Source organism: Burkholderia pyrrocinia (assembly GCF_003330765.1).
GTDB classification, from domain to species: domain Bacteria; phylum Pseudomonadota; class Gammaproteobacteria; order Burkholderiales; family Burkholderiaceae; genus Burkholderia; species Burkholderia pyrrocinia_B.
On the sequence record NZ_CP024902.1, the window covers coordinates 2175269 to 2200040 of the forward strand.

Genomic DNA, 24772 nt, shown 5'->3' on the forward strand with positions numbered 1-24772 from the left:
ACCCTGCCCGTCAACGCGACGGCCACTTCCATGCCGGCAAGTCGCGTGTGTCGGCATCGACGAGCGCGGTCGCGCCGAGTTGCTTGTCGAGGACCAGCGATTCGCAGCCGGCCTCGCGCTCGAGCGTGGCGATGAGCCGCGCCGCATGCGACACGACGAGCACCTGCGAACGCTGCGCGGCCTGCGCGATCAGGCGGCCGAGCGCCGGCAGCAGATCGGGATGCAGGCTCGTCTCCGGTTCGTTCAGCACCATCAGCGCCGGCGGCCGCGGCGTCAGCAGCGCGGCCGCGAGCAGCAGGTAGCGCAGCGTGCCGTCGGACAGCTCGGCCGCCGCGAGCGGCCGCAGCAACCCCGGCTGACGCATCAGCACGTCGAAGCGGCCGCGGCCGCCCGGATTGTCGATCTCGACCGACGCGCCGGGAAACGCGTCGTCGATCGCCGCATCGAGTGCCACACCGTCGCCGATTTCGCGGATCGTCTGCAGCGCGGCGGCCAGGTCGGCGCCATCGTCCGCGAGCACCGGCGTATGGGTGCCGATGTGCGACTGCCGTGCCGACGCCTGCGCATCGGTCCGGAAATGATCGTAGAAGCGCCACGAGCGGATTCGCTCGCGCACCGCGATCATCTCGGGCGCGCCGATCGGGTCGGCGAACTCGGTCATCATGCTGTCGAAGCTCGCGACCGGCTGAGGCACCGTCTGCCAGTCGCCCGACGCGCTGCGCGCGCGGATCTGCGCACCCTGCCGGTCGACCAGCAGCGTCGACGGGCGCAGCAGCGCGCCGCCCCAGATGCACTCTCGCTTGACGACGGGATCGAGCGCGAACATCGATGCTTCGTTCTTCACCGGCAGGCCGAGATCGATCGCATAGCCGAAATCGTCGCACGCGAAGCCGAGCTTCAGGCTCACGGGCCCGTTGCGCACCGTGCCGGTCACCGGCGCGTCGCCCGCCAGCATCGCCCGCGAGAAGCGTTCGGGGCCCGCCCACAGCGTCGACGGCAACCCGCCCTCGCGGGCGAGCGACGGGATCACGCGCCCCTGCGCGGTATCGGCAAGCAGCCGCAGCGCGCGGTACACGCTCGACTTGCCGCTGCCGTTCGGCCCCGTGACGACGTTGAGCGCCGCGAGCGGCACGATCAGCTCGCGCAGCGAGCGGTAATTGGCGATGGCGAGCGTTTTCAGCGCGGTCATGGCGATGGATGGCGGGCCGGCACGCGGGCCGCTTTCAGCGGCCTTCGATGGCCTGCGGATCGGCTGCGGTGTTGGCCGCCGTACTGGCGGCAGGCGACCGCGCATGCGGTCGTTCGGGATTCGGCGCGTCCGGCGCGGCATCATGCGGATACAGCTCCATCCGGCTGCGCGGCAGGCATTGCGGATAGCGGTCCTGCAGGTACGCGATCAACCCTTCGCGCACACGGCAGCGCAGATCCCAGCACGACGACGAATCGGCCGCGCTGACGAGCGCGCGCAACTGCATCGTGCGCTCCGTCGCGTCGGTCACCTGCAGTACCTGCACGCGGCCGTCCCACTCGGGCGCCGCATGGACGAGCCGCGCGAGTTCCTCGCGCAGCGGCGCGAGCGGCGTGCGGTAATCGACCGACAGGTAGACCGTGCCGATGATTTCCGAGCTGCTGCGCGTCCAGTTCGTGAACGGGTTCTCGATGATCCACTGCAGCGGCACGACGAGACGCCGCTGGTCCCACAATCGCACCGACACGAACGACCCGGTGATTTCCTCGATGCGCCCCCACTCGCCCTGGATCACGACCACGTCGTCGAGCCGGATCGGCTGCGTGAGCGCGATCTGCAGCCCGGCAATCAGGTTGCCGAGCACCGGCCGCGCGGCGATACCGGCGACCAGGCCCGCGACGCCGGCCGACGCCAGCAGGCTCGCGCCCACCTGGCGCACATTCGGGAATGTCATCAGCGCGGCGCCGGCGCCGATGATCACGATCAGCACCATCACGGTCCGCACGAGCACCTTGGCCTGCGTATGGATGCGCCGCGCCTGGAGGTTGTCGACGGTATCGATCGGATGCGCCTGGATGATCGCGTCGCCGACGCCGGCCACGAGCCGCACCAGCAGCCAGGTGAGCGACACGATGGAGCCGACCGCCGCCGCGGTGCGCATGCCGCGCACGAACGACATGCCGTCGTCTGCCTGGACCCACAGGAATTCGAGCGCCAGCAGCGCGAGTACGACGAGCGACGGCTTGTCGGTGTAGCGCAGGATCACGCTCATCAGCGGATACGGCTGCGCGATGCGCTTGACGATGCGTGCGCCGAGACGGTGCACGATCGTGACGACCAGTACGACGATGACCGACACGGACAACGTGCCGAGCCACGAATGCAGCGGCGCATCGGCGATGCGCTGGAGTTCCTCGATTGAAATCATCGGCGCCCGGGATGCCTGGGTTATGAGGCGCGCGCGCCTCGTCCTGGATGCGTCGGCGACGTCCGGGCAACGCATGCGCCCGGACACGGCGTCAAATCAGTTGCCGCTCCGGCAGGGAAACGCCTTGCCGAGACCGAGCGACACCGCAGTGCTCGCGTTGTAGTCGGCCAGCTTCGGATTTTCCGCGATGTACTTGCGCACCGCGTCGGTCATCTGCTGCGCCCGGATGTCGGGCGGCAGGCAGAAATACTGACCGACACGCGGCCCCGTGGTGCCGCCGATCGCGTCGATGGTGTTGTAGACGCCGTCGGCAGCGCCTTCGATATAGGCCGCGCACGACGCCCGCGACTTGACGTCCGTCTTCGCGCACAGCCGGTCGAGATCCGCGCCCGTGAAAGCCGCCGCCGACAACGGCACGGCAAACGCCGCGGCACAAAACATTGCGCGCAACATGGTGTTCCTTATGTCAATGCGGCTCGAGACCGCCTGCTGCCTTGGCCGGCGCGGCGCCGGGCGCCCTGCTCAGGCCGGAATCCGGCCGGCCGGGCACGCACCGCCGCACCGAAAACCGTCATTTTGCACTCTTTTGCGCATCTGCCGGCGCCGATCCGCCGACGCGCACCGTCCGCTTGCTCAGGATGTCGATCGCGTCCGGCGCCTTGTAGTGCTTCGCGAACTCGAGCGCGGTGATGCCGAGCTGGTTCTTCACCTGCGGATCGGCCCCCTGGTCGAGCAGCAGGTTGACCGTCGTCGCATGGTTGCCGCGCGCGGCCATCATCAGCGGCGTCGTGCCGTTCGGCGATGCGGTATCGATATACGCGTCGTGATCGAGCAGCACCTTGACGACCGCGTCCTGGCCGTTGGTCGCCGCGTAATGCAGCGGCGCCCAGCCCTTCTTGCTGACTTCCGCGCCCTTGTCGATCAGCAGCTTCACGAGGCCGACATCGCCGTTCAGCGACGCGAGCATCAGCGCGTTCTCGCCGGCCTTGTCTTCCTTCTCGAGGTCGACGTTCGGCGTCGTGGCGATCGCCGCCGCGACCTTGTCGGACTTCTCGCGCGCGGCGATCACCAGCAGCGGATCGCCGTTCGGCGCGAGCGTGTTCGGATCGAGGCCGTTCTTGAGCTGCTTGCCGATGTCGGCGATGTCGTCGAACTTGACCGCCTTGACGATCGCGTCGAGCGACTCGGCATGCGCGCCGGCTGCGGCGAACAGGCCGCTCGCGACGAGCGCGGCGGCGACGAGTGCGCGTTTGGGCAGATGGTTGGTCGGCTTCGTCATTGTTGTGGGCTCCTTCCCTGGGTTGTCGGCTGCGCGCCCGTCGTTAGCGGGCGATCTTGAACAGCCGGAAAAAATTCTGCGTCGTCGCATCGGCGAGCGCCTCGACGGCGATCCCGCGCTCGGATGCGATAAAGCGTCCGACATGGCTGACGTACGCAGGTTCATTCGGCTTGCCGCGATACGGCACCGGCGCGAGGTACGGCGAGTCGGTCTCGATCAGCAGCCGGTCGAGCGGCACGCGCCGCGCGACGTCCTGCACGTCGGTCGCCTTCTTGAACGTGACGATGCCCGACAGCGAGATATGGAAGTTCTGCGCGAGCGCCTGCTCGGCGACGACCCACGGCTCGGTGAAGCAGTGCATCACGCCGCCCGGCACGTCCGCGCGCTCCTCGGCCATGATCCGCAACGTGTCCTCCGACGACGAACGCGTGTGGACGATCAGCGGCTTCATCGTCGCGGTCGCGGCGCGGATGTGCGTGCGAAAGCGTTCGCGCTGCCATTCCATGTCGGCGATCGAGCGCCCTTCGAGACGGTAGTAGTCGAGGCCCGTTTCGCCGATCGCGACGACCTTCGGGTGCGCGGCCAGCTCGACGAGCTCCGCGAGCGTCGGCTCGCGCGCGTCCTCGTGATCGGGATGCACGCCGACCGACGCGTAGACGTTGTCGTGCGCGTCCGCGATCGCGAGCACCTCGGGCAGCGTCTCGAAATCGACGGACACGCACAGCGCGTGCGTGACGTCGTGCTCGCGCATGTTCTCGAGAACGGCCGGCAGGCGGTCGGCGAGGCCCTTGAAATTGATGTGGCAGTGAGAGTCGACGAACATCGTGTTTCCTAATACGTAAGGCGGGCGCTCATGCGCTCGCCGGCGTGCGGCAACGGGCGGCGTTCGCGGGCCGGGCGGCCACGGTCGCGTCGCGGCGTGAACCGGTCATCGTTTCGCAACCCGCGGGAAACAATGCCGGATCACGCGAACATTTCCTGATACCCGAGAAACAATTCCTCGAATACGAGCCGCGCGTTGAGCGGATGGTTCTCGACCGTCCGCTGGCGCGTCACGGCTTTCATGAAGCGCGCGAATGCGTTCGCGTCGACCGACTCCGCGCAGCGCGCGAGCGCCGTCGCGTGCATCGGGAAGTAGCGCGGCGTGCCCGCCATCCGCTGCGCGAGCAGATCGTACAGCCAGCGCTGCAGCCAGCCGAGTACCAGCGGCACCGGCAGCTTCTGCAGTGTCTCGCCGCACGCGAACGGGTCGCACGCCGCACCGGCCGCGAGCTGCCCGAGCGTGTAGTCGCGCAGCGGGCGGTTTTCGTCGCTCGCGAGCGCCAGCGCGGCGAGCGGCGCGCCGCCGACCTCGGCGAGCAGCGCAGGCGCATGGTCGACGCCCTGCGCGGCGAGCCAGGCCGTGGCCGCGTCGGGCGCCGGCACGGTCATCGGCCACTGCCGGCAGCGGCTGATGATCGTCGGCAACAGGCGGTCGATGCGCGCCGACACGAGCAGGAACACGACGCCGGACGGCGGTTCCTCCAGCGTTTTCAGCAGCGCGTTCGACGCGGCGACGTTGAGCGCCTCGGCCGGATACAGCACGACGACGCGCGCGCCGCCGCGGTGCGAACCGACCCCGCAGAAGTCGAGCAGCGCGCGCACCTGCTCGATCTTGATTTCCTTGCTCGGCGCGCGCGTCTTCTTGCCGCCTTCGTCCGCGTCGGCCGGCTTCGCGTCGTCCGCGGCGCCCGGCGCCTCGCCCGCGAGCGCCTCCGGCAGCACGATCCGGTAGTCCGGATGGTTGCCCTGCGAGAACCAGGTGCAGGCCGCGCAGGCGCCGCACGGCTCGCCGTTCGGCCGCGGCGATTCGCACAGGAAGCCCTGCGCGAGATGCTGCGCGAACTGCAGCTTGCCGATTCCGGTCTGGCCGTGCAGCAGCAGCGCATGCGGCCATTGCGGGCGCAATTGCTGCAGGCGGTTCCAGTCGTCGGTCTGCCACGGATAGATCATGTGGTGCGTTCCTTGCGAATTACAGCGCGGCGAGCACGCGTTCGAGCTGCCGGCGGATGTCGGGAATCGACTGCGTCGCGTCGACGAGCGCGAAGCGGTGCGGCGCCTCTTCCGCACGCCGCAGGTATTCGCGGCGCGTGCGCGTGAAGAACGCGTCGGACTCGCTTTCGAACTTGTCGGGCATGCGCGCGGCGCCGCGGCGCTCGCTCGCGACCTGCGGCGCGACGTCGAACAGCACCGTGAGGTCGGGCTGGAAGCCGCCCTGCACCCAGCGCTCGAGCGTTTCGAGCTTGTCGCGCGGCAGCCCGCGGCCGCCGCCCTGGTACGCGAACGTCGCGTCGGTGAAGCGATCGGACACGACCCAGTCGCCGCGCGCGAGTGCCGGCTCGATCACGAGCGCAAGATGCTCGCGGCGCGCGGCGAACATCAGCAGCGCTTCCGTCTCGAGATCCATCGGCTGGTTCAGCAGGATCTCGCGCAGTTTTTCGCCGAGCTGCGTGCCGCCCGGCTCGCGGGTGACGACGACCTGTCGGCCGGCCGCGGCCAGCTTGCCCTGGAGGCGTTCGCAGAACCATTGCAGGTGGGTGGTCTTCCCCGCCCCGTCGATGCCTTCGAACGTGATGAATTTACCGCTCGCCATTATTGACCTCGTATGTACTTGTCCACGGCCTTGTTGTGGTCGCCTAGCGTGTCCGAGAACACGCTCGTGCCGTCGCCCTTCGCGACGAAATAGAGCGCGCTCGTCTGTGCCGGATTGATCGCCGCCTGCAGCGCGGCAACGCCCGGCAACGCGATCGGCGTCGGCGGCAGCCCGCGTCGCGTGTAGGTATTGTAAGGAGTGTCGGCCTGCAGGTCGCGCTTGCGCAGGCGGCCGTCGTACGCGTCGCCGAGCCCGTAGATCACCGACGGATCGGTCTGCAGCGGCATGCCGATGCGCAGCCGGTTCGCGAACACGGCCGCGACGAATGCGCGGTCGGCCGCGTGGCCCGTTTCCTTCTCGACGATCGATGCGATCGTCAGCACTTCGTAAGGCGACTTGTACGGCAGCCCCGGCGTGCGTGCGGCCCAGGCCTCGTCGAGGCGCGTCTGCATCAGATGGTACGCACGCCGGTAGATGTTCACGTCGCTCGTGCCCTTGTCGAACAGGTAGGTGTCGGGGAAGAACAACCCCTCGCCGCTGCCGCGCTGCACGGCGCCGTCCGACGCGCCGATCGCGCGCAGCAGCTCGGTGTCGCTCATCGCGGCCGTCGTGTGCGCAAGATCGGGATTCGCGTCGAGTTCCGCGCGCATCCGCTTGAAGGTCCAGCCCTCGATGACGGTCGCGACGTACTCGTTCACGTCGCCGCGCGCGATCTTCTGCAGGACTTCGTAGGGCGTGATGCCCGTCTTGAATTCGTAGTTGCCGGACTTGAGCCGGCTCGACAGCCCGAGCACGCGCGTCATCGCGACGAAACCCAGCGGCTCGACCGGCACGCCGCCGCGCTTGAGCTGCAGCGCGACGCTCTTCACGGTGCTGCGCGGCTTGATCGTGACGTCGAGCGATGCCGAGCCCAGCAACAGCGGCCTGGTTGCCCAGTAATACCCGCCGCCCGCGCCGGCAGCGGCCACAACGACGGCCAGCGCCACGATCGTCGCGGCGCATTTCTTCAGTAGGGACATGGAAACGTGACTCAGGTAAGACCCATATAATACTTGCTCGCCTCCGTCAAAGTCAGGGTTGACTGTTCCCTCATTCCATGAGCACACCGTTCGCTTCACCGGCTGCCCAGGCCGCATCCGCCTCGCTCCCCGTTTTCTCCCGTCCGTCCGCCGCCGATTTCGACGCGCCGGGCGCCTGCATGCCGCTTCCGCAGTTCGGCGTGATCGACGTGGCCGGCGACGACGCCGCAACCTTCCTGCACAGCCAGTTGACCAACGACATCGAGCATCTCGATGCCGCGAGCGCGCGGCTGTCCGGCTATTGCTCGGCGAAGGGGCGCCTCCTCGGGTCGTTCCTCGCGTGGCGTGCCGGCCACGGCGTGCGCCTGCTGGTGTCGAAGGACGTGCAGCCCGCCGTGCAGAAACGGCTGTCGATGTTCGTGCTGCGCGCGAAGGCGAAGCTGACGGACGCGAGCGACACGCTCGCGGTGGCCGGCTTCGCGGGCGACGTGCGCGACGCGCTGTCGGGCATCTTCGATGCGCTGCCGGACGGCGTGCACGTGAAGGTCGACGGCCCGGCCGGCGCGCTGATCCGCGTGCCCGATGCGGCCGGCCGCAAGCGCTATCTGTGGATCGGCCCGCGCGCGGAAGTCGACGCGCGCCTCGCCGCGCTCGCCGGCACGCTGCCGGTCGTGTCGCCGGCGGTGTGGGACTGGCTCGACGTTCGCGCGGGCGAGCCGCGCATCACGCAGCCGGCCGTCGAACAGTTCGTGCCGCAGATGGTCAACTTCGACGTGATCGGCGCCGTTAACTTCCGCAAGGGCTGCTATCCGGGCCAGGAAGTGGTCGCGCGCAGCCAGTACCGCGGCACGATCAAGCGCCGCACCGCGCTTGCGCACGTCGCCGGCGAGACCGATACCGTGCACGCCGGCGTCGAGTTGTTCCACAGCGACGATCCCGGCCAGCCGTGCGGGATGATCGTCAACGCGGCGGCCGCACCCGCGGGCGGCGTCGACGCGCTCGTCGAGATCAAGCTCGCCGCGCTCGACAACGGCACGGTGCACCTCGGTTCGGCCGACGGTCCGGCGCTCGCGTTCGACACGCTCCCGTACGCATGGTCGACGGAAGCGTGACGCACTGACAACCCGTTCGCGCGCCGGCTCGCGAGTCGCAGCCGGCGCCCGATGTTTCCTGCGAGAGATTCACCCGATGTGTCTGATCGCTTTCGACTGGCAGCCCGATGCCGCCGCCGGTCCCGTCTTTACCCTCGCCGCCAACCGCGACGAGTTCTTTCGCCGCACGAGCGCGCCGCTCTCGTGGTGGGAGGATGTGCCGGGCGTACTGGCCGGCCGCGATCTCGAAGCGGGCGGCACGTGGCTCGGCGTATCGCGCGACGGCCGCTTCGCGGCGCTGACGAACTACCGCGCGCCGTTCGATATCCGCGCGGGCGCGCCGACCCGCGGCAAGCTCGTGTCCGATTTCCTCGGCGGCCCGTCCGTCGCGCCGCTCGACTATCTCGGGCAGCTTGCCGAGCATGCGGCCGTGTACAACGGCTTCAACCTGCTCGTCGGCGACTGGAAGCGGCGCGAACTCGCGTGGTTCTGCAACCGCGCGCCCGAGGGCGAAAGTAGCGTCGCCGCGCCCGTCACGATCATGCCCGGCGTGCATGCGCTGTCGAATGCGCGGCTCGATACGCCCTGGCCGAAAGTGGTGCGCAAGCGCGCGGAACTCGGCACGCTGCTCACCGACAATCCGACCCCGACGCTCGACGAACTGATCGCGCTGATGCGCGACCCGCATGTCGCGGACGACGACGCGCTGCCGCACACGGGCATTCCGATCGAGCGCGAGCGCGCGCTGTCGGCCGCCTTCATCGAAACGCCCGAGTACGGCACGCGCGGCACGACCGCGCTGCGCGTCACGATGAAGGAAGGCGTGCGGCTGACGGTCGAGATCAAGGAGCGCTGCGACGACGACGGCTCGCACCGCACCGTCCGCCCGGGCACGTTCGAGCGCGCGTTCACGTTCGACCTCGACGTCGACGCGACGCCGCCGCGCTGAACGCGCGTACCCCGCGCTACGGCGCGCGCATCATCTCGACGTGCGGCACGCCGGCTTCGACGAAAGGTTCTCCGACCGCCGCGAAGCCGTGCCGCACATAGAACGACACCGCGGAATCCTGCGCGTAGAGCCGCACGACGGTTTCGCCGCGGCGCCGCGCGGCATCCAGCAGCGCGTCCAGCACGGCTGACCCGATACCCTCCCCGCGCGCGTCGGCCAGCACCGCGACGCGGCCGATCGTGCCGGACGGCAGCAGCCTCCCCGTCGCGATCGCTCGGCGGATGCCTGTCGCTGCGTCGATCCGGTATGCAACCGCATGGAGCGACAGCGGATCGTCGTCGTCGAGCTCCCATTCCGGCGGAATTCGCTGCTCGCGAACGAACACCGCGTCGCGAATCCGCGCGGCATCGCCGCCCAGTACCGTCCAGTCGCCCGTTTCCACCACGCTGTCCGTCATCGCTGCCCTCCATGCGGCGCGCCCGCCGTCAAACGTCGTCGAATGCGGCCTTCAGCGCCGCAATCGCGTCGGCATGCGCGGCCCGCACCTCGGGCACGTAGCCGCCCATCTTGAAGAATTCGTGGATCATCCCCGGATAGCAGACCAGCGTGACCGCATTGCCGGCCGCGCGCAACTTGTCCGCATACGCGGCGCCCTCGTCGCTCAGCGGATCGTATTCGGCCGTCGCGATCCATGCCGGCGCGACGCCCGCGAACGACGGCGCACCGCGCGTGCCGTCGAGCGGCGCGAAGCGCCAGTCGTCGCGGTCGGCCCGGTCGCGCACGTATTGTGTGAAGAACCACTGGATCGTGTCCTGCGACAGCAGGTAGCCGTTCGCGAGCCGTGCGTGCGATCCGCTTTCCTGGTAGCCGGTCACGCCCGGATAGATCAGCATTTGAAGCGCCAGGCGAATGCCTGCGTCGCGCGCGAGCACCGCGCAGACCGTCGCGAGCGTGCCGCCCGCGCTGTCGCCGCCGACCGCCAGCCGCGATGCGTCGATGCCGAACGCGGCAGCCTCGCGATGCAGCCACCGCAATGCGTCGTCGGCGTCGTTCACCGCGGTCGGGAACCGGTGTTCGGGCGCGAGCCGGTAGCCGACCGACAGCACCGCGCATTGCGCATCGTGCGCGAACATCCGGCACAGCGCATCGTGCGTGTCGACGCTGCCGACCGTGAAGCCGCCGCCGTGGTAGTAGACGAGCGCGGGCAGCGGCTCCGCGAGGCTCGGCTCGACCGGCAGGTACAGCCGAGCGCCGATCGTGCGACCGTCGCGCGTCGGCACGACGCATTCCTCGACCGAATGCATCGTCGCCGGCGCGACGTCGAGAATCGGCGCGCTCTTCTCGTACGCGGCGCGCGCCTGCTGCGGCGTCTGGTGGTGATAGGACGGACGTTTCGCGCGCTCGATCATGTCGAGCACCTGGGCGATCTTCGGATTCAGCGGCATCGGTGAGGACGGCGCCGGTGCGGCGCCGTGAACGGACAAGCGTGCATGATGCCACGCCCGCGTCGGGCGAGCGCGAAGCGCCGCGTGCCGAAATCCCGGCCCTTCGGCGCCCCGTGAAACGCGTCCGGTGCGCGAACCCGCGCCGCAAAACAAAACGGTCCTGCCGCTGGAGAAGCAGGGCCGTGCGGACAGGTGCTTATGCGTCGCTCGGGCCAGGCTGGGCGTCCGGTGCCGTGCGCGAACGTTGCCGCTTGATGTCGCGGCCCACCGCGAGCCGCCGCATGTACTTGAACGTGCCGAGCGCCTTCGCGACGAAATTGCCGTCGCTGTCGCGCACTTCGCCTTCGCAGTAGGCCATCGTCGTCGAGCGATGCATCACGCGTCCGTAAGCGCGCAGTTCGCCGCGGCCCGGCTGCATGAAGTTTACCTTCATCTCGACCGTGACGACGCCAACGCCGTCGTCGGTCAGGCTGCGCGCGGCCATTGCGAGCGCGATGTCCGCAAGCGTCATCGTCACGCCGCCGTGCGCGATGCTCCACGTGTTCATGTGCCGCTCGTCGAGCGGCAGCACGATCTCGCTCGCACCGTCCTTCGCGGACACGAGTTGCACGCCGAGCAGGTCGACGAACGGGCTTTCGATCGACGGGCCGTCCGTCGGGGATGCCGCGTCGCTCATCGTGCGCTGTCGACGACGTAGTCGACGCACTGGCGCGATTCGGCCACCGCGACGACGAATTTCTTCACTTCCTGGTGAACCGGATGCACCTGGTACGCGTCGAGCGCGGCCTTGTCCGTGAAATCGGACACGAGCACGATGTCGGAGGTCGCGTCGAGGCCGGGCGTCGCCACGCCGACGTCGATCTGCAGGATGCCCGGCACGAGGTCGCGGCAGCCTTCGAGCTTTTCCTTCAGCTTCAGCGCGTTCTGCGCGCGCGTCGCGCCTTCCGCCGATTCCTTCAACTTCCACATGACGATATGTCTGATCACTTCGGTTGCTCCTGTTTGTTGAGGTTCACGATGCGGGCTCGGCTCGCATCGCGGCCGGCCGGGCGACGCCCGGCCGGCCGTCTGTCTGCTTCGCTTGCACGCGGTCGCGGGCAACCGGGAAAAAAACGCGTATCGAATCGGCTATCGTCCGTCCTTTCCGGCGACGATACGCACTTTTTCACCGCGTCGATAATCGACGGCGCGATCCGCCCAAACGACGGCAGGCACCAAGCCTACCAAACTTGACGGCTCCGATGGAACGATCGCGCGGTTCGCGGCCCGAACCGGTGCCGATCATGCGGCCGTCGACCACCGGGCCGGTTATCCGGAGCGCGCTTCCGGGCCGGCAACGGCGCACGTCTTCCATTGAATCGCAGGAACGCGGATTGCTCGGGCTTCGCGCGCTGCGTTTCCGCGCATTCCGGCCTCGCCCGACAACAGCCGGCACAAACGCGACGATTCAATTGCTGTCCGGCATCAATCTCCGGATTGAAACGCCATTGCCAATTGTTTCGCCGCCGAATATCCGGGCTTCATTATTCACTTCCATTAAATCGCATATTTTACCGACTCGACGAGTAATAATTGCGATTATCTTCTAAATCCAATATCAGAAAATATAGAAAATATTATTGACTTCAACTTTCCCGTAAATTTAGAATCCCCTACGACGGCTTACGTTTTATTTTCTCCCGCCGCACACGAGTGGCCATTCGCCCGCACGAAAGCCCTCCACAGGTTATTTTCCCGTGTCGCACCGGGGCGATACCCTCTGCCAGTTCCGTTTTCGGCATTGATCAGTCATTCGCTATTTGCCGCTCAATTCGTTTACCGCAGAAGCCTCACATCCCGATTAATGACGAAACGGACAGAAGATCCGTTCATTCGAACATTTCGATAAAAATCGCCAGTCATCAGGAGGGACATCAACATGCATCGCCTTGCGAAGTCGCTATGTCTCGGGTTCGTCTGCGCAGCTCTGCTCGCGGCCTGCAACGACGACGACGTCCAATCGAGCGGCCCCCCGTCGAACAACGCCGCGCTGTCGTTCCGCATGGACACCGGCGGCCAGATCAACGCGTTCTACCGGCAGGACAAGGTTGCCGCGCACTTGCTGGCGCGCTCGTCGACGAAACCGCGCCTGCTCGTGGTCTTCCCCGCCGGCAACAGCGGCACGGGGCTGTGGTTCGACGACACCGCGCAGCCGGTGAACTGGAGCCTCGACACGCCGCCGTCCGCGCTGTCGGCTCCCGACACCCACGGCCGCCCGCTGTACGGCATCGGCGCCGACGTGTCGGTGGACACCGGCACGCTGACGATCCGCCAGGGCGTACTCAGCAACGTGCGCTTCCTGCGCGACTTCAACGGCGGCGCAACGATTCCGCAGCAAATCATCGCGGCGCCGACGATCCAGGGCAGCGCTGCGCAATGGCAACGCGACCGGATCGACGGCGCACCCGGCTATGCGCTGCGCATCACGCTGCGCGACGGCGGCAGCATCGCGCCGGCAGCGGGCGGCAAGCTCGTGTTGAGCGCACCGGCGGGCTCGCACACGCTGCGGCTGCATGTCGATGCACTGTCGGGCGAGACGCCGTTGTCGCCGATCACGCGCGCCGACCTGCTCGCGCCGTCCGTGAACCCCGACCCGGTGAGCCAGAACGTGCTCGAATTCCTGAGCTTCCACGACAAGCTGCTGGCCGGCTCATGGCAGTACGACACGTACTTCGGCCGCGATACGCTGATCTCGGTCCGCATGCTGATGCCCGTGCTCGAACCCGCGGCGGTCGAGGCCGGCTTGTCGTCGGTGCTGAGCCGGCTATCGGGCGACGGCAAGGTCGCGCACGAGGAAGGCATCGGCGAATTCGCGCTGATCGACAACCAGAAGAACGGGCGGCCGAACGATCCGACGCCGACCTACGACTACAAGATGATCGACAGCGACTACCTGCTCGCGCCGATCGCGGCCGCGTGGCTGATCGACGATACGCGCGGCCAGGCGCGCGCTGCCGCGTATCTGGCGCAGCGCGGCAGCGACGGGCAGACCAACGGCAGCCGCCTGGTCGTCAACCTGCTGCACGTCGCGACGACCGCGCAACCGTTCGCGCAGCAGCCGTCGGTCGCGAACCTGATCCACCTGAGACCCGGCGAAATCGTCGGCAACTGGCGCGACAGCACCGACGGCCTCGGCGGCGGCGTCTATCCGTACGACGTGAACGCGGTGCTCGTGCCGGCCGCATTGCGCGCGGCGAACGCGTTCCTCACGCGCGGCCTGCTCGATCCGTACCTGGATGCCGGACAGCGCGCAACGCTCGCCAGCACGGCGAACGAAGCCGCCACGTGGGAAACGCAGGCGCCGCCGCTGTTCCAGGTCAGCGTGCCGGCCGCGCAGGCAGCCACCGACGTGTCGGCCTATGCGCCGTCCGCCGGCGTGCCGGCCGGCGCCGCGCCTGGCGCACCGCTGGCGTTCTACGCGCTGTCGCTCGATCAGCAGGGCAATCCCGTTCCGGTGATGAATTCGGACGGCGGCTTCGCGCTGCTGTTCGGTACGCCGCCGGACGACGAACTCCAGCGGATCGTCACCGACGTCACGCGGCCGTTCCCGACCGGGCTCGTGACCGATGCCGGAATGCTGATCGCGAACCCGGCGTATGCGAACCAGGCGCTGTGGCCGAAGTTCACGAGCTCCGCGTATCACGGCACGGTGATCTGGTCGTGGCAGCAGGCGATGTGGGTGGCCGGGCTCGATCGCCAGCTCGCACGCCAGGATCTGTCGGCCACGACACGCACGCTGCTCACGCAGGCGCGGCAGACGATCTGGCAGGTGATCTCGAACGGACGCGACATGCGGACTTCGGAAATGTGGACGTGGTCCTACGTGAACGGCCAGTACCGGACCGATGCGTTCGGCACGCGCAGCGCGGACGCCACCGAAGCCAACGCGGCGCAGCTCTGGAGCACGACGTATCTCGCGATCCGCGATCCGCAGCAGCGCGCGGGCAAGTACTGGTGGCAGGCGTCGCAGCGCATGCAGGAGGGGCAGCCGAAGGACGCGGCGACCATGGCAGCGCGATAGCGCACCGCCCATCGCGCTGACCGTGCATGCAAACGCCCCGGGGGCATTGCCGCCTCCGGGGCTTCGGTAGGGATTGATTCGATCGACGCTTCCGCAAGACCGCGTTGCCGAACACACCGCACCCGATCACCGGCGCGAGCATGCCGCTCGCCCCCGCGTCACCGCGACACGACCCGGTTCCGCCCTTCCCGCTTCGCCTGGTACAGCCGCTCGTCGACCACGCGCAGCAACGCATCGACGGTACTGCCGTCGACCCCGTATTGCGCGACGCCGACGCTGACCGTCACCTGCACGCGCTTGAAGTCCAGCCCGAACGGCGAACTCGCGATCGTCGAGCGCACGCGCTCGGCCGTCATCCGCGCGCCTTCGAGCGGCATCTCCGGCAGCAGCGCCATGAACTCCTCGCCGCCGACCCGCGCGAGCCCGCCTGCCGGGCGAATCGCCTCGAGGCACTGGCGCACGACGCCACGCAGCACCTCGTCGCCGATCTGGTGCCCGTACGCATCGTTGATGTTCTTGAAATTGTCGAGATCGAGCGCGAGCAGGCAAAACGGCGTGCCTTCGCGCTCGGCCCGCACCATCTCGCGCTCGACCTGCGCGATGAACTGCCGGCGGTTCGACGCACCCGTCATCGGGTCGGTCGCGGCCATGTACTCGAGCTTCTGGTTCGTGCGCCGCAGTTCCTGCAGCGCACTCTCGGCGCGCGCCATCGATTCCGACAGCCGGCTCATCAGGTCTTCCTGGCTGTAGATTGCCGAAAACGAGCGCGTCGTCTGCAGCGCCTGCACGACGCCGTAGCTGAGCAGGAAGAACCCGCCCGCGAAGATCGCGTGCGCGAGCCACCACATGTGATTCCACGGCTTGCCGAGAATGAACGCGAGCGACGACAACGCGAACGCCATGATCGACATGCCGTAGATCACCATCAGCGGCGAGCGGATCCGCCGCGCGAGCAGCACGCCGACATTCAGCAGCGAGAACACGAGCGCGCCGCCCTCCATCGACAACCGCGTGCCGAGCGCACCCGCGACCGGCGAATACGCAATGTACGCAACGGCCACGTTGACGATCACGAAGAACACGATCCACGGCAGCCACGTCCGCACGCTCGTGCGCTTCTCGATGCGATCGGACGGGCGCGAATACGACAGCAGGCCCGTGAGCAGCAGGATCGACATCACGAACCGCGATGCGGGCCCGTACAGCAGGAACAGCCAGATATTGTGGTGCGCCATCCCGGTGAAGACACCGTGCAGCGCATAGATCATCGCGAAGCCGAGAAAGCCGAGCGTCAGCCAGCGCAGCAGCGGCTCGCCGGACGACCGGTAGCACACCCATGTCACGTAGGTGACGAACGCGCCCTCGAGGGTTGCGGCCGCAATTGCGATTTCGTGGAACGCGTGGCTCTCGAACACGACGCGCGGGTCGCTGAAAAACCACAGATAGGCGATCAGATAGGCAGGCAGCAACGCGAATCCGATCAGCAGGCATTTCGCGTAAAGCCTCGCGGCCGCGCTGACGACGCGCGGCGGTTCCCCGGCTGCATAGGTCGTACTCATTCGGTCCCCGGTCGGTCTGCTGCGTTTTGGTTCGAACCTTCGCGGCACGGATCACGCGCTGCACGATCCTGCCCATCGTGCCGAAAGGCAAATGTCAGAGCAAGTATAGGTGGGGCAATTCGTTTGACAAGTAAGGGGAAACGGCATTGCCGAGAGCACGTCTTTTGCTTCCCGATTGTTTCGAATGGCGGCCCTGCGCGCCGATTCGCGCGCGGCCGCCGGCTCGCCGAAGCGAAACCGCGGCCGCCACCGGCCAAAGATCAGATGATTTCGAACAATCCGGCCGCGCCCTGCCCGCCGCCGATGCACATCGTGACGACCACGTACCTCACGCCGCGCCGCTTGCCTTCGATCAGCGCATGGCCGGTCAGGCGCGCGCCCGACACGCCGTACGGATGGCCGACCGCGATCGCGCCGCCATTCACGTTCAGGCGATCCTCGGGAATCCCGAGCGTATCGCGGCAGTACAGCACCTGCACCGCGAACGCCTCGTTCAGTTCCCACAAGCCGATGTCGTCGACCTTCAGCCCCGCCTGCTTCAGCAGCTTGGGCACCGCGAACACGGGGCCGATGCCCATCTCGTCCGGCTCGCAGCCGGCCACCGCGAAGCCGCGGAACACGCCCAGCGGCTGCAGCCCTTCGCGCTGCGCGGCATCGGCGCTCATCACGACGCACGCCGATGCGCCGTCCGAGAACTGGCTCGCATTGCCGGCGGTGATCACGCCGCCCGGCATGGCCGAACGGATCTTCGACACGCCTTCGAGCGTCGTGTCGGGGCGGATGCCTTCGTCGGCCGATACCGTCACTTCCTTCGTGAACAGGCGCCCCGTCGCCTTGTCGGCAATCCCTGCGCGCACGGTGATCGGCACGATCTCGTCGCGAAAGCGACCGGCTTCCTGGGCGGCCGCGGCCCGCAGTTGCGACTGTACGCCGTACTCGTCCTGCCGCTCCTTCGCGATCCCGTAGCGCTTCGCGACGTTCTCGGCCGTCTGCAGCATGTTCCAGTAGATCTCGGGCTTGTGCTCGACGAGCCAGCCCTCCTGGATCATGTGCCGGTTCATCTCGTTCTGCACGCACGAGATCGATTCGACGCCGCCCGCGACATACACGTCGCCTTCGCCCGCGATGATCCGCTGCGCGGCCAACGCGATGGTCTGCAGCCCCGACGAACAGAAACGGTTCACCGTCATCCCCGGCACCGTGACGGGCAGCCCCGCGCGCAGCGCGATCTGCCGCGCGATGTTGGCACCGGTCGCGCCTTCGGGGTTCGCGCAGCCCATGATCACGTCCTCGACGCGCGCGGGGTCGAGCTTCGCGCGTTCGAGCGCGGCCGCGACCACGTGGCCGCCGAGCGTCGCGCCGTGCGTCATGTTGAATGCGCCGCGCCAGGATTTCGCCAGCGGCGTGCGTGCGGTCGATACGATTACGGCTTCGGTCATGCGAGTCTCCTTCGGTCCTGCTGAATCGGATGGGGAATGCGCTACGCCGCCGGGCGCGCGCCCGCGGACGTCGCATGTGCGACACCCGCTGCCTGCATCTGCTGCCATGCGTGCGCGAGCGACCCGTTCAGGTCGATGGCACGGCACGCATCGTTGATCACCGCGGCTTCGAAACCGGCCGCGCGCGCATCGAGCGCCGACCACGCGACGCAATAGTCGGTCGCGAGCCCGCAGCACCACACGCGCTTCGCGCCGAGCTCGCGCAGATAGCCCGCGAGCCCCGTGCGCGTCGTGCGGTCGGCTTCGACGAATGCGGAATAACTGTCGACCTGCGCGTCGCCGCCCTTGCGGATCACGAGCCGCGTATGCGGGATGTCGAGGTCGCGATGCAACGCCGCGCCGTCGGTGTCCTGCACGCAGTGCACGGGCCACAGCACCTGCGCGCCGTACGGCAGCGCGAGCGTGGAGAACGGCTCGCGGCCCGGATGGTTCGCCGCGAACGACACGTGGTCGCGCGGGTGCCAGTCCTGCGTCAGCACGACCTGGTCGAAGCGTCGCGCGAGCGCGTTGATCACCGGCACGACCGCGTCGCCGTCCGGCACCGCGAGCGCGCCGCCCGGCATGAAGTCGTATTGCACGTCGATCACGAGCAGCACGTCGTCGGTGCGTTTCATTGCGTTTCTCCGAATGTCGACCGGAGCGGGCGCTTCAGCACCCGCTCCGATTCCGTGTCCTTCGCGCCGCCACGCGGCGGCGTCAGCCGTTGAACCCGCGGCCGGCCTTCGCAAGCTCGGCGATCGACGGCGCGAGCTGCCATGCGTCGCCGTTCGGCGCGGCCGCGTGGCGGCGAATCGCGCGCTCGACGTTGTAGAGGCCGACCAGGTCCGCGTACAGCATCGGGCCGCCGCGCCACAGCGGGAAGCCATAGCCGGTCAGATAGACCATGTCGATGTCGGACGCCTTCGACGCGACCTTCTCTTCGAGGATCTTCGCGCCTTCGTTGACGAGCGCGAACACCAGCCGCTCGACGATCTCGTCGTCGCCGATCTTGCGCCGCTCGACGCCGCGCTCCTTCGAATACGCGACCACCATCTCGTCGACGAGCGACGACGGCTTCGCCTTGCGCTCGCCCGGCACGTAGTCGTACCAGCCGGCGCCCGTCTTCTGGCCGAAGCGGCCCTGCTCGCACAGGCGGTCGGCGATCTTCGAGTACTGCAGATCGGGCTTCTCGACGTAGCGGCGCTTGCGGATCGCCCAGCCGATGTCGTTGCCGGCGAGGTCGCTCATCCGGAACGGCCCCATCGCGAAACCGAACTTCTCGATCGCGCGATCGACCTGCGCGGGCAGCGCGCCCTCCTCGAGCATGAAGAGCGCCTGGCGGATGTACTGCTCGATCATCCGGTTGCCGATGAAGCCGTCGCACACGCCCGACACGACCGCCGTCTTGCGAATCTTCTTCGCGACGGCCATCACGGTCGCGAGCACGTCCTTCGCAGTCTGCGCGCCGCGCACGACCTCGAGCAGCTTCATCACGTTCGCCGGGCTGAAGAAGTGCATGCCGACGACGTCCTGCGGACGCTTCGTGAATGCCGCGATCTTGTCGACGTCGAGCGTCGACGTGTTCGACGCGAGGATCGCGCCCGGTTTCGCGACTTCGTCGAGCTTCTTGAACACCTGCTCCTTCACGCCGAGCTCCTCGAATACGGCCTCGACGATCAGGTCGGCATCCTTCAGGTCGTCGTAGGACAGCGTCGGCGTGATCAGCGCGATGCGCGCGTCGAGCTTCTCCTGCGTGAGCTTGCCCTTCTTCACCTGTGCGTCGTAGTTCTTGCGGATCGTCGCGACGCCGCGCTCGAGCGCGTCCTGCTTCGTTTCGAGCAGCGTGACGGGCACACCCGCGTTGATGAAGTTCATCGCGATCCCGCCGCCCATCGTGCCCGCGCCGATCACGCCGACGCGGCGAATCTCGCGCAGCGGCGTATCGGCCGGCACGTCGGGAATCTTGCTCGCCGCCCGCTCGCCGAAAAACGCATGGCGCAGCGCGCGGCTTTCCGGCGTCATCATCAGCGCGACGAAACCCTCGCGCTCGGCGACGCTACCCTTGTCGAAGCCGTTCAGCACGCCGGCCTCGATCGCGTCGATGCACTTGTGCGGGGCGGGGAAATTCGGCGCGGCGGCCTGCGCGGAATTGCGCGCGAACTGGATGAAGCCCGCGGCGTTCTCGTGAACGATCTTGCGATCGCGCACGCGCGGATGCGGCCCATTCTGCGCACCGACCTTGCGCGCGAACGCGACGGCCGCGTCGAGCAGGTCGCCCTCGGCCATTTCGTCGAACAGGCCGCTCTTCGCGAGTTGCTCCGACGGCACGGGCGCGCCCGACACGATCATGTTCAGCGCGGTTTCGAGCCCCACCGCGCGCGGCAGGCGCTGCGTGCCGCCCGCGCCCGGCAGCAGGCCGAGCTTCACTTCGGGCAGCGCGACCTGCGCGCCGGGCGCCGCGACGCGGTAGTGCGCGCCGAGCGCGAGCTCGAGGCCGCCGCCCATCACGACGCTGTGCAGCGCCGCGACGACGGGCTTCGCGCTCGCCTCCACCGCGCGGATCACGGTGTGCAGCGTCGGCTCCTGCAGCGCCTTCGGCGTGTTGAATTCGGTGATGTCGGCGCCGCCCGAGAACGCGCGGCCCGCGCCGGTCAGCACGATCGCCGTGACCGACGGATCCTGCGCGGCGCGATCGAGCGCGTCCATGACGCCGAGCCGGGTCGACAGGCCGAGCCCGTTGACGGGCGGATTGTTGAGCGTGAGGACGGCCACGCCGTCGCGAGTCGAGTAATCCACTGCCATCTGCCTGCCTCCATGCATCGCGCGCCAGGGTGGCTGCGCTTCATTGTGCGCGGTCGAACAGCCGCATGTCCGGATCGAACGGAGGCAGCATACAACGAAAAAGCACGGTCGTTCAATTTTAATTTTCATCCCGATCCGGGGACGGATCGGGCGACCGGATCGCGGCCGTTGCCGGTCCGGGCGCCGGCCTTACGGCTCGCCAACCGCCGTCGGCAACACGTAATCGCGGAACGTCTCGCGCAGCTTCAGCTTCTGCAGCTTGCCGGTCGCGGTGTGCGGCAGCGATTCGACGAATACGACGTCGTCGGGAATCCACCACTTCGCGACCTTGCCTTCATAGAACGCGAGCAGCGTGTCGCGGCTCAGGTTCGCGCCTTCGCGGCGCACCACGACGAGCAGCGGGCGCTCGGTCCATTTCGGGTGCGCGCACGCGATGCACGCGGCCTCGGCCACGCTCGGGTGCGCGATCGCGACGTTCTCGATGTCGATCGAGCTGATCCACTCGCCGCCCGACTTGATCACGTCCTTGCTGCGGTCGGTGATCTGCAGGAAGCCGTCGGGGTCGATCGTCGCGACGTCGCCGGTCGGGAACCAGCCGTCCGACAGCGGCGACGCATCGCCGCGAAAGTAGTGGTCGATCACCCACGGCCCGCGCACCTGCAGTTCGCCGAACGCGACGCCGTCCCACGGCAGTTCGTGGCCGTCTTCGCCGACGATACGCATGTCGACGCCGCAGATCACGCGCCCCTGCTTCTCGAGCAGCCGGCGCTGCGCGTCGAGCGGCCGCTGCGACTGCGCCCAGTTGAGCTTCGCGAGCGTGCCGAGCGGCGACAGTTCGGTCATCCCCCATGCATGGATCACGCGCACGCCGTATTCGTCCTCGAACGTGCGCAGCATCGCGGGCGGGCATGCGGAGCCGCCGATCACCGTACGGTTCAGCGTCGAGAAGCGCACGCCGGCTTCGCGCATGTAGTTCAGCAGGCCGAGCCACACGGTCGGCACGCCCGCGGAGAACGTCACGCGCTCGGCCTCCATCAGCTCGTACAGCGATTTCCCGTCGAGATCCTTGCCGGGCAGCACGAGCTTGCCGCCCGTGAGCGGCACCGCGTACGGCAGCCCCCACGCGTTGACGTGGAACATCGGCACGACGGGCAGCACCGCGTCCATCGCGGACAGGTTCATTGCGTCGGGCAGCGCGGCGCCGTACGCATGCAGCACGGTCGAGCGATTCGAATACAGCACGCCCTTCGGGTTGCCGGTCGTGCCCGACGTGTAGCAGAGCCCCGATGCCTGCTGCTCGTCAAGGCGCGGCCAGTCGTAGCGGCCGTCCTCGGCTTCGACGAGCGTTTCGTAGCAGAGGAACGGCGTCGCACCGGACGGCAGGTGCGCGGCGTCCGTCATCGCGATCCAGCCCTTCACGTGCGGGCACTGCGGCGCGATCGCGTCGACCAGCGGCGCGAAATTGATGTCGAAGAAGACGTAGCGGTCTTCCGCGTGATTGACGATGTACGCGATCTGCTCGGGGAAAAGGCGCGGGTTGATCGTGTGGCACACCGCGCCCATGCCGCCGATCCCGTAATACGCCTCCAGATGCCGGTAGCCGTTCCACGCCAGCGTGCCGACGCGCTCGCCGGTTTCGACGCCGAGCCGCGCGAGCGCCTGCGCCAGCTGCTTCGCGCGGCGTTCGCAATCGCGGTACGTGTAGCGATGCAGGTCGCCTTCCACGCGCCTCGACACGATCTCCGTGTCGCCGGCGTGCCGCGCGGCATGCGCGATCAGCGAGGACACCAGCAACGGCATGTCCATCATCTGGCCCAGCAACGGCTTACCCATCGTCTTGTTCTCCCTGAAGGACGCGAATCGGTGACCAGTTCCTGCGTGCCCCGTCGGCGGCCCGGACGGGCGTGGCGCACGGTGCGCGGGCCGCCATGCGGGCGGCGCGGCGCCGCCTTACAATATCGGCTTACCCAGAGGCGCTCAACATGTCGTTTTCCCGAAGCGCAGCCGATACGGCTGACACCCTCCCCGACCTCGCCGCCACGCTCGGCGCGCCCGCCGAAGGTGCGTTCGTGCGACTCGGCGACGCGTTTCATACGCGGCTGCCGGCCGCGCCGCTTGCCGCGCCGTACGTCGTCGGCTTTTCCGACGAAGTCGCGCAGTTGCTCGACCTGCCGGCGTCGATCGCCGCGCAGCCCGCGTTCGCCGAGCTGTTCGCCGGCAACCCGACGCGCGACTGGCCCGCGAACGCGATGCCGTACGCATCGGTGTATTCCGGCCACCAGTTCGGCGTGTGGGCCGGCCAGCTCGGCGACGGCCGCGCGCTGACGATCGGCGAGCGCACCGGCACGGACGGCCGCCGCTACGAGCTGCAACTGAAAGGCAGCGGCCGCACGCCATACTCGCGGATGGGCGACGGCCGCGCGGTGCTGCGCTCGTCGATCCGCGAATTCCTGTGCTCGGAAGCGATGCATCACCTCGGCATCCCGACCACGCGTGCGCTGACGGTGATCGGCTCCGACCAGCCGGTGGTCCGCGAGGAGATCGAGACGTCGGCCGTCGTCACGCGCGTGTCGGAAAGCTTCGTGCGCTTCGGCCACTTCGAGCACTTCTTCTCGAACGATCGCCCCGACCTGCTGCGCCAGCTCGCCGATCACGTGATCGAGCGCTTCTATCCGGCATGCCGCGACGCGAGCGATCCGTACCTCGCGCTGCTCGAAGCCGCGACGCTGCGCACGGCCGACCTCGTCGCGCAATGGCAGGCCGTCGGCTTCTGCCACGGCGTGATGAACACCGACAACATGTCGATCCTCGGCGTGACGATCGACTACGGCCCGTTCGGCTTCGTCGATGCGTTCGACGCGAACCACATCTGCAACCACTCGGACACCAGCGGCCGCTACGCATACCGGATGCAGCCGCGCATCGCGCACTGGAACTGCTACTGCCTCGCGCAGGCGCTGCTGCCGCTGATCGGGCTGCAGCACGGCATCGCCGACGAAGACGCGCGCGCCGAGCGCGCGGTGGACGACGCGCAGGCCGTGCTCGCGAAGTTTCCCGAGCGCTTCGGCCCCGCGCTCGAACGCGCGATGCGCGCAAAGCTCGGCCTCGAGCTCGAACGCGAGAACGACGCCGAACTCGCCAACAAGCTGCTCGAGACGATGCATGCAAGCCACGCGGATTTCACGCTGACGTTTCGCCGGCTCGCGCAACTGTCGAAGCACGACGCGAGCCGCGACGCGCCGGTGCGCGACCTGTTCATCGACCGCGACGCGTTCGATGCGTGGGCGAACCTCTACCGTGCACGGCTGTCCGAGGAAACGCGCGACGACGCGGCACGCGCGGCCGCGATGAACCGCGTGAACCCGAAATACGTGCTGCGCAACCATCTGGCCGAAGTCGCGATCCGACGCGCGAAGGAAAAGGATTTTTCCGAAGTCGAGCGGCTCGCGCAGGTGCTGCGCCGGCCGTTCGACGAACAACCGGAGCATGAAGCGTACGCGGCGTTGCCGCCCGACTGGGCCGGGTCGCTCGAAGTGAGCTGCTCGTCCTGAGGCATCCAACCCGCGCGTATCGACCGACCGATCAGGAGAACCCCCACATGTCCCACGATTCCGACGACAAGACCTTCCCGTACCCGAAGAACGACGCCGAGCTGCGCCGCCGGCTCACGCCGATGCAGTACGAGGTCACGCAGCATGCGGCGACCGAGCGCGCGTTCACCGGCGAATACACCGACACCGAAGACGCCGGCATCTACACATGCGTCGTCTGCAGCACGCCGCTGTTCGAATCCGGTTCCAAATTCCACTCGGGCTGCGGCTGGCCCAGCTACTTCAAGCCGCTCAACGGCGAGGTGATCGACGAAAAGGTCGACCACTCGCACGGGATGGTGCGCGTCGAGGTCCGCTGCAACCACTGCGGCGCGCATCTCGGCCATGTATTCGAGGACGGCCCGCGCGACCAGACCGGTTTGCGGTACTGCATCAATTCGGCTGCGTTAAACTTCGAGTCCCGACCCGAAGACGAATAAGCGACGCCGGGCGGGTCCCTACAACGGTGAAA

The 24772-nt window shown here is 68.0% G+C and carries 22 protein-coding genes; 5 read left to right on the top strand and 17 right to left on the bottom strand.

Going from position 1 to position 24772, the window contains the following annotated elements:
* Positions 1–10: 10 nt before the first annotated feature.
* The 8 genes from CUJ89_RS10495 to mltG all read right to left on the bottom strand — a co-directional run bounded on the left by CUJ89_RS10495 (position 11) and on the right by mltG (position 7326).
* Positions 11–1189, bottom strand: coding sequence for an AAA family ATPase (locus CUJ89_RS10495; RefSeq protein ID WP_114177268.1), 1179 nt, complete (start codon positions 1187–1189; stop codon positions 11–13).
* 34 nt (positions 1190–1223) lie between these two features.
* The gene (locus tag CUJ89_RS10500; protein ID WP_114177269.1) at positions 1224–2396 is read right to left on the bottom strand and encodes a mechanosensitive ion channel family protein; all 1173 of its coding nucleotides are present in this window, start codon (positions 2394–2396) and stop codon (positions 1224–1226) included.
* 96 nt (positions 2397–2492) lie between these two features.
* Complete coding sequence (locus tag CUJ89_RS10505) at positions 2493–2849, bottom strand: Rap1a/Tai family immunity protein (protein ID WP_006485939.1); 357 nt, start codon at positions 2847–2849, stop codon at positions 2493–2495.
* A 118-nt stretch (positions 2850–2967) separates the two neighbouring features.
* On the bottom strand, positions 2968–3675 hold the full coding sequence (locus CUJ89_RS10510; RefSeq protein WP_114177270.1) for an ankyrin repeat domain-containing protein: 708 nt from the start codon (positions 3673–3675) through the stop codon (positions 2968–2970).
* A 43-nt stretch (positions 3676–3718) separates the two neighbouring features.
* The gene (locus CUJ89_RS10515) at positions 3719–4498 is read right to left on the bottom strand and encodes a TatD family hydrolase (protein ID WP_114177271.1); all 780 of its coding nucleotides are present in this window, start codon (positions 4496–4498) and stop codon (positions 3719–3721) included.
* Between the two features lie 140 nt (positions 4499–4638).
* On the bottom strand, positions 4639–5667 hold the full coding sequence (locus CUJ89_RS10520; RefSeq protein WP_114177272.1) for a DNA polymerase III subunit delta': 1029 nt from the start codon (positions 5665–5667) through the stop codon (positions 4639–4641).
* A 19-nt stretch (positions 5668–5686) separates the two neighbouring features.
* Positions 5687–6307 (bottom strand): dTMP kinase, encoded by a 621-nt coding sequence (tmk, locus tag CUJ89_RS10525; protein ID WP_114177273.1) that lies wholly within the window; start codon positions 6305–6307, stop codon positions 5687–5689.
* Positions 6307–7326 (bottom strand): endolytic transglycosylase MltG, encoded by a 1020-nt coding sequence (gene mltG, locus CUJ89_RS10530; RefSeq protein ID WP_114177274.1) that lies wholly within the window; start codon positions 7324–7326, stop codon positions 6307–6309. The genes tmk and mltG overlap by 1 nt, the downstream gene beginning before the upstream one ends.
* A gap of 77 nt (positions 7327–7403) precedes the next feature.
* On the opposite strand from mltG, the gene CUJ89_RS10535 reads away from it, so the two are divergent.
* Both CUJ89_RS10535 and CUJ89_RS10540 read left to right on the top strand, forming a co-directional pair.
* Positions 7404–8438 (top strand): YgfZ/GcvT domain-containing protein, encoded by a 1035-nt coding sequence (locus tag CUJ89_RS10535; RefSeq protein WP_114177275.1) that lies wholly within the window; start codon positions 7404–7406, stop codon positions 8436–8438.
* Between the two features lie 76 nt (positions 8439–8514).
* Positions 8515–9366, top strand: a complete 852-nt coding sequence (locus CUJ89_RS10540; protein ID WP_114177276.1) for an NRDE family protein — start codon at positions 8515–8517, stop codon at positions 9364–9366.
* A gap of 16 nt (positions 9367–9382) precedes the next feature.
* Here the strand turns inward: CUJ89_RS10540 and CUJ89_RS10545 are convergent, their stop codons facing one another.
* From CUJ89_RS10545 to CUJ89_RS10560, 4 genes are all read right to left on the bottom strand, one after another.
* Positions 9383–9823, bottom strand: a complete 441-nt coding sequence (locus CUJ89_RS10545) for a GNAT family N-acetyltransferase (protein WP_114177277.1) — start codon at positions 9821–9823, stop codon at positions 9383–9385.
* A 28-nt stretch (positions 9824–9851) separates the two neighbouring features.
* The gene (locus tag CUJ89_RS10550) at positions 9852–10811 is read right to left on the bottom strand and encodes an alpha/beta hydrolase (protein WP_114177278.1); all 960 of its coding nucleotides are present in this window, start codon (positions 10809–10811) and stop codon (positions 9852–9854) included.
* A 196-nt stretch (positions 10812–11007) separates the two neighbouring features.
* Entirely contained in the window at positions 11008–11487 is a 480-nt protein-coding gene (locus CUJ89_RS10555) for a PaaI family thioesterase (protein WP_114177279.1), read from the bottom strand.
* Positions 11484–11798: a Dabb family protein gene (locus CUJ89_RS10560; RefSeq protein ID WP_114177280.1), complete on the bottom strand. Its 315-nt coding sequence runs from the start codon at positions 11796–11798 to the stop codon at positions 11484–11486. The genes CUJ89_RS10555 and CUJ89_RS10560 overlap by 4 nt, the downstream gene beginning before the upstream one ends.
* A 931-nt stretch (positions 11799–12729) precedes the next feature.
* Between CUJ89_RS10560 and CUJ89_RS10565 the strand changes: the two genes are divergently transcribed.
* Positions 12730–14871, top strand: a complete 2142-nt coding sequence (locus CUJ89_RS10565) for a hypothetical protein (RefSeq protein WP_114177281.1) — start codon at positions 12730–12732, stop codon at positions 14869–14871.
* Between the two features lie 158 nt (positions 14872–15029).
* Here the strand turns inward: CUJ89_RS10565 and CUJ89_RS10570 are convergent, their stop codons facing one another.
* The 5 genes from CUJ89_RS10570 to CUJ89_RS10590 all read right to left on the bottom strand — a co-directional run bounded on the left by CUJ89_RS10570 (position 15030) and on the right by CUJ89_RS10590 (position 22543).
* Positions 15030–16430, bottom strand: coding sequence for a GGDEF domain-containing protein (locus tag CUJ89_RS10570; protein ID WP_114177282.1), 1401 nt, complete (start codon positions 16428–16430; stop codon positions 15030–15032).
* A 260-nt stretch (positions 16431–16690) separates the two neighbouring features.
* Positions 16691–17869: an acetyl-CoA C-acyltransferase gene (locus CUJ89_RS10575; RefSeq protein WP_114177283.1), complete on the bottom strand. Its 1179-nt coding sequence runs from the start codon at positions 17867–17869 to the stop codon at positions 16691–16693.
* A gap of 41 nt (positions 17870–17910) precedes the next feature.
* Positions 17911–18543 (bottom strand): bifunctional nicotinamidase/pyrazinamidase, encoded by a 633-nt coding sequence (gene pncA, locus CUJ89_RS10580; protein ID WP_114177284.1) that lies wholly within the window; start codon positions 18541–18543, stop codon positions 17911–17913.
* Positions 18544–18625: 82 nt separating this feature from the next.
* Entirely contained in the window at positions 18626–20710 is a 2085-nt protein-coding gene (locus CUJ89_RS10585) for a 3-hydroxyacyl-CoA dehydrogenase NAD-binding domain-containing protein (protein ID WP_114177285.1), read from the bottom strand.
* Between the two features lie 189 nt (positions 20711–20899).
* A complete protein-coding gene (locus CUJ89_RS10590) occupies positions 20900–22543 on the bottom strand; it encodes a 3-(methylthio)propionyl-CoA ligase (protein ID WP_114177286.1) in 1644 nt (547 codons plus the stop codon).
* A 149-nt stretch (positions 22544–22692) separates the two neighbouring features.
* Between CUJ89_RS10590 and CUJ89_RS10595 the strand changes: the two genes are divergently transcribed.
* Complete coding sequence (locus tag CUJ89_RS10595) at positions 22693–24261, top strand: protein adenylyltransferase SelO (protein ID WP_114177287.1); 1569 nt, start codon at positions 22693–22695, stop codon at positions 24259–24261.
* Between the two features lie 47 nt (positions 24262–24308).
* Positions 24309–24740, top strand: a complete 432-nt coding sequence (msrB, locus tag CUJ89_RS10600) for a peptide-methionine (R)-S-oxide reductase MsrB (RefSeq protein WP_114177288.1) — start codon at positions 24309–24311, stop codon at positions 24738–24740.
* Positions 24741–24772: the final 32 nt, after the last annotated feature.

Excerpts from the sequence above, each read along its gene's own strand:
- CUJ89_RS10495 (WP_114177268.1), bottom strand. The coding sequence starts at position 1,189 with ATGACCGCGCTGAAAACGCTCGCCATCGCCAATTACCGCTCGCTGCGC.
- CUJ89_RS10500 (WP_114177269.1), bottom strand. The coding sequence starts at position 2,396 with ATGATTTCAATCGAGGAACTCCAGCGCATCGCCGATGCGCCGCTGCAT.
- CUJ89_RS10505 (WP_006485939.1), bottom strand. The coding sequence starts at position 2,849 with ATGTTGCGCGCAATGTTTTGTGCCGCGGCGTTTGCCGTGCCGTTGTCG.
- CUJ89_RS10510 (WP_114177270.1), bottom strand. The coding sequence starts at position 3,675 with ATGACGAAGCCGACCAACCATCTGCCCAAACGCGCACTCGTCGCCGCC.
- CUJ89_RS10515 (WP_114177271.1), bottom strand. The coding sequence starts at position 4,498 with ATGTTCGTCGACTCTCACTGCCACATCAATTTCAAGGGCCTCGCCGAC.
- CUJ89_RS10520 (WP_114177272.1), bottom strand. The coding sequence starts at position 5,667 with ATGATCTATCCGTGGCAGACCGACGACTGGAACCGCCTGCAGCAATTG.
- tmk (WP_114177273.1), bottom strand. The coding sequence starts at position 6,307 with ATGGCGAGCGGTAAATTCATCACGTTCGAAGGCATCGACGGGGCGGGG.
- mltG (WP_114177274.1), bottom strand. The coding sequence starts at position 7,326 with ATGTCCCTACTGAAGAAATGCGCCGCGACGATCGTGGCGCTGGCCGTC.
- CUJ89_RS10535 (WP_114177275.1), top strand. The coding sequence starts at position 7,404 with ATGAGCACACCGTTCGCTTCACCGGCTGCCCAGGCCGCATCCGCCTCG.
- CUJ89_RS10540 (WP_114177276.1), top strand. The coding sequence starts at position 8,515 with ATGTGTCTGATCGCTTTCGACTGGCAGCCCGATGCCGCCGCCGGTCCC.
- CUJ89_RS10545 (WP_114177277.1), bottom strand. The coding sequence starts at position 9,823 with ATGACGGACAGCGTGGTGGAAACGGGCGACTGGACGGTACTGGGCGGC.
- CUJ89_RS10550 (WP_114177278.1), bottom strand. The coding sequence starts at position 10,811 with ATGCCGCTGAATCCGAAGATCGCCCAGGTGCTCGACATGATCGAGCGC.
- CUJ89_RS10555 (WP_114177279.1), bottom strand. The coding sequence starts at position 11,487 with ATGAGCGACGCGGCATCCCCGACGGACGGCCCGTCGATCGAAAGCCCG.
- CUJ89_RS10565 (WP_114177281.1), top strand. The coding sequence starts at position 12,730 with ATGCATCGCCTTGCGAAGTCGCTATGTCTCGGGTTCGTCTGCGCAGCT.
- CUJ89_RS10570 (WP_114177282.1), bottom strand. The coding sequence starts at position 16,430 with ATGAGTACGACCTATGCAGCCGGGGAACCGCCGCGCGTCGTCAGCGCG.
- CUJ89_RS10575 (WP_114177283.1), bottom strand. The coding sequence starts at position 17,869 with ATGACCGAAGCCGTAATCGTATCGACCGCACGCACGCCGCTGGCGAAA.
- pncA (WP_114177284.1), bottom strand. The coding sequence starts at position 18,543 with ATGAAACGCACCGACGACGTGCTGCTCGTGATCGACGTGCAATACGAC.
- CUJ89_RS10585 (WP_114177285.1), bottom strand. The coding sequence starts at position 20,710 with ATGGCAGTGGATTACTCGACTCGCGACGGCGTGGCCGTCCTCACGCTC.
- CUJ89_RS10590 (WP_114177286.1), bottom strand. The coding sequence starts at position 22,543 with ATGGGTAAGCCGTTGCTGGGCCAGATGATGGACATGCCGTTGCTGGTG.
- CUJ89_RS10595 (WP_114177287.1), top strand. The coding sequence starts at position 22,693 with ATGTCGTTTTCCCGAAGCGCAGCCGATACGGCTGACACCCTCCCCGAC.
- msrB (WP_114177288.1), top strand. The coding sequence starts at position 24,309 with ATGTCCCACGATTCCGACGACAAGACCTTCCCGTACCCGAAGAACGAC.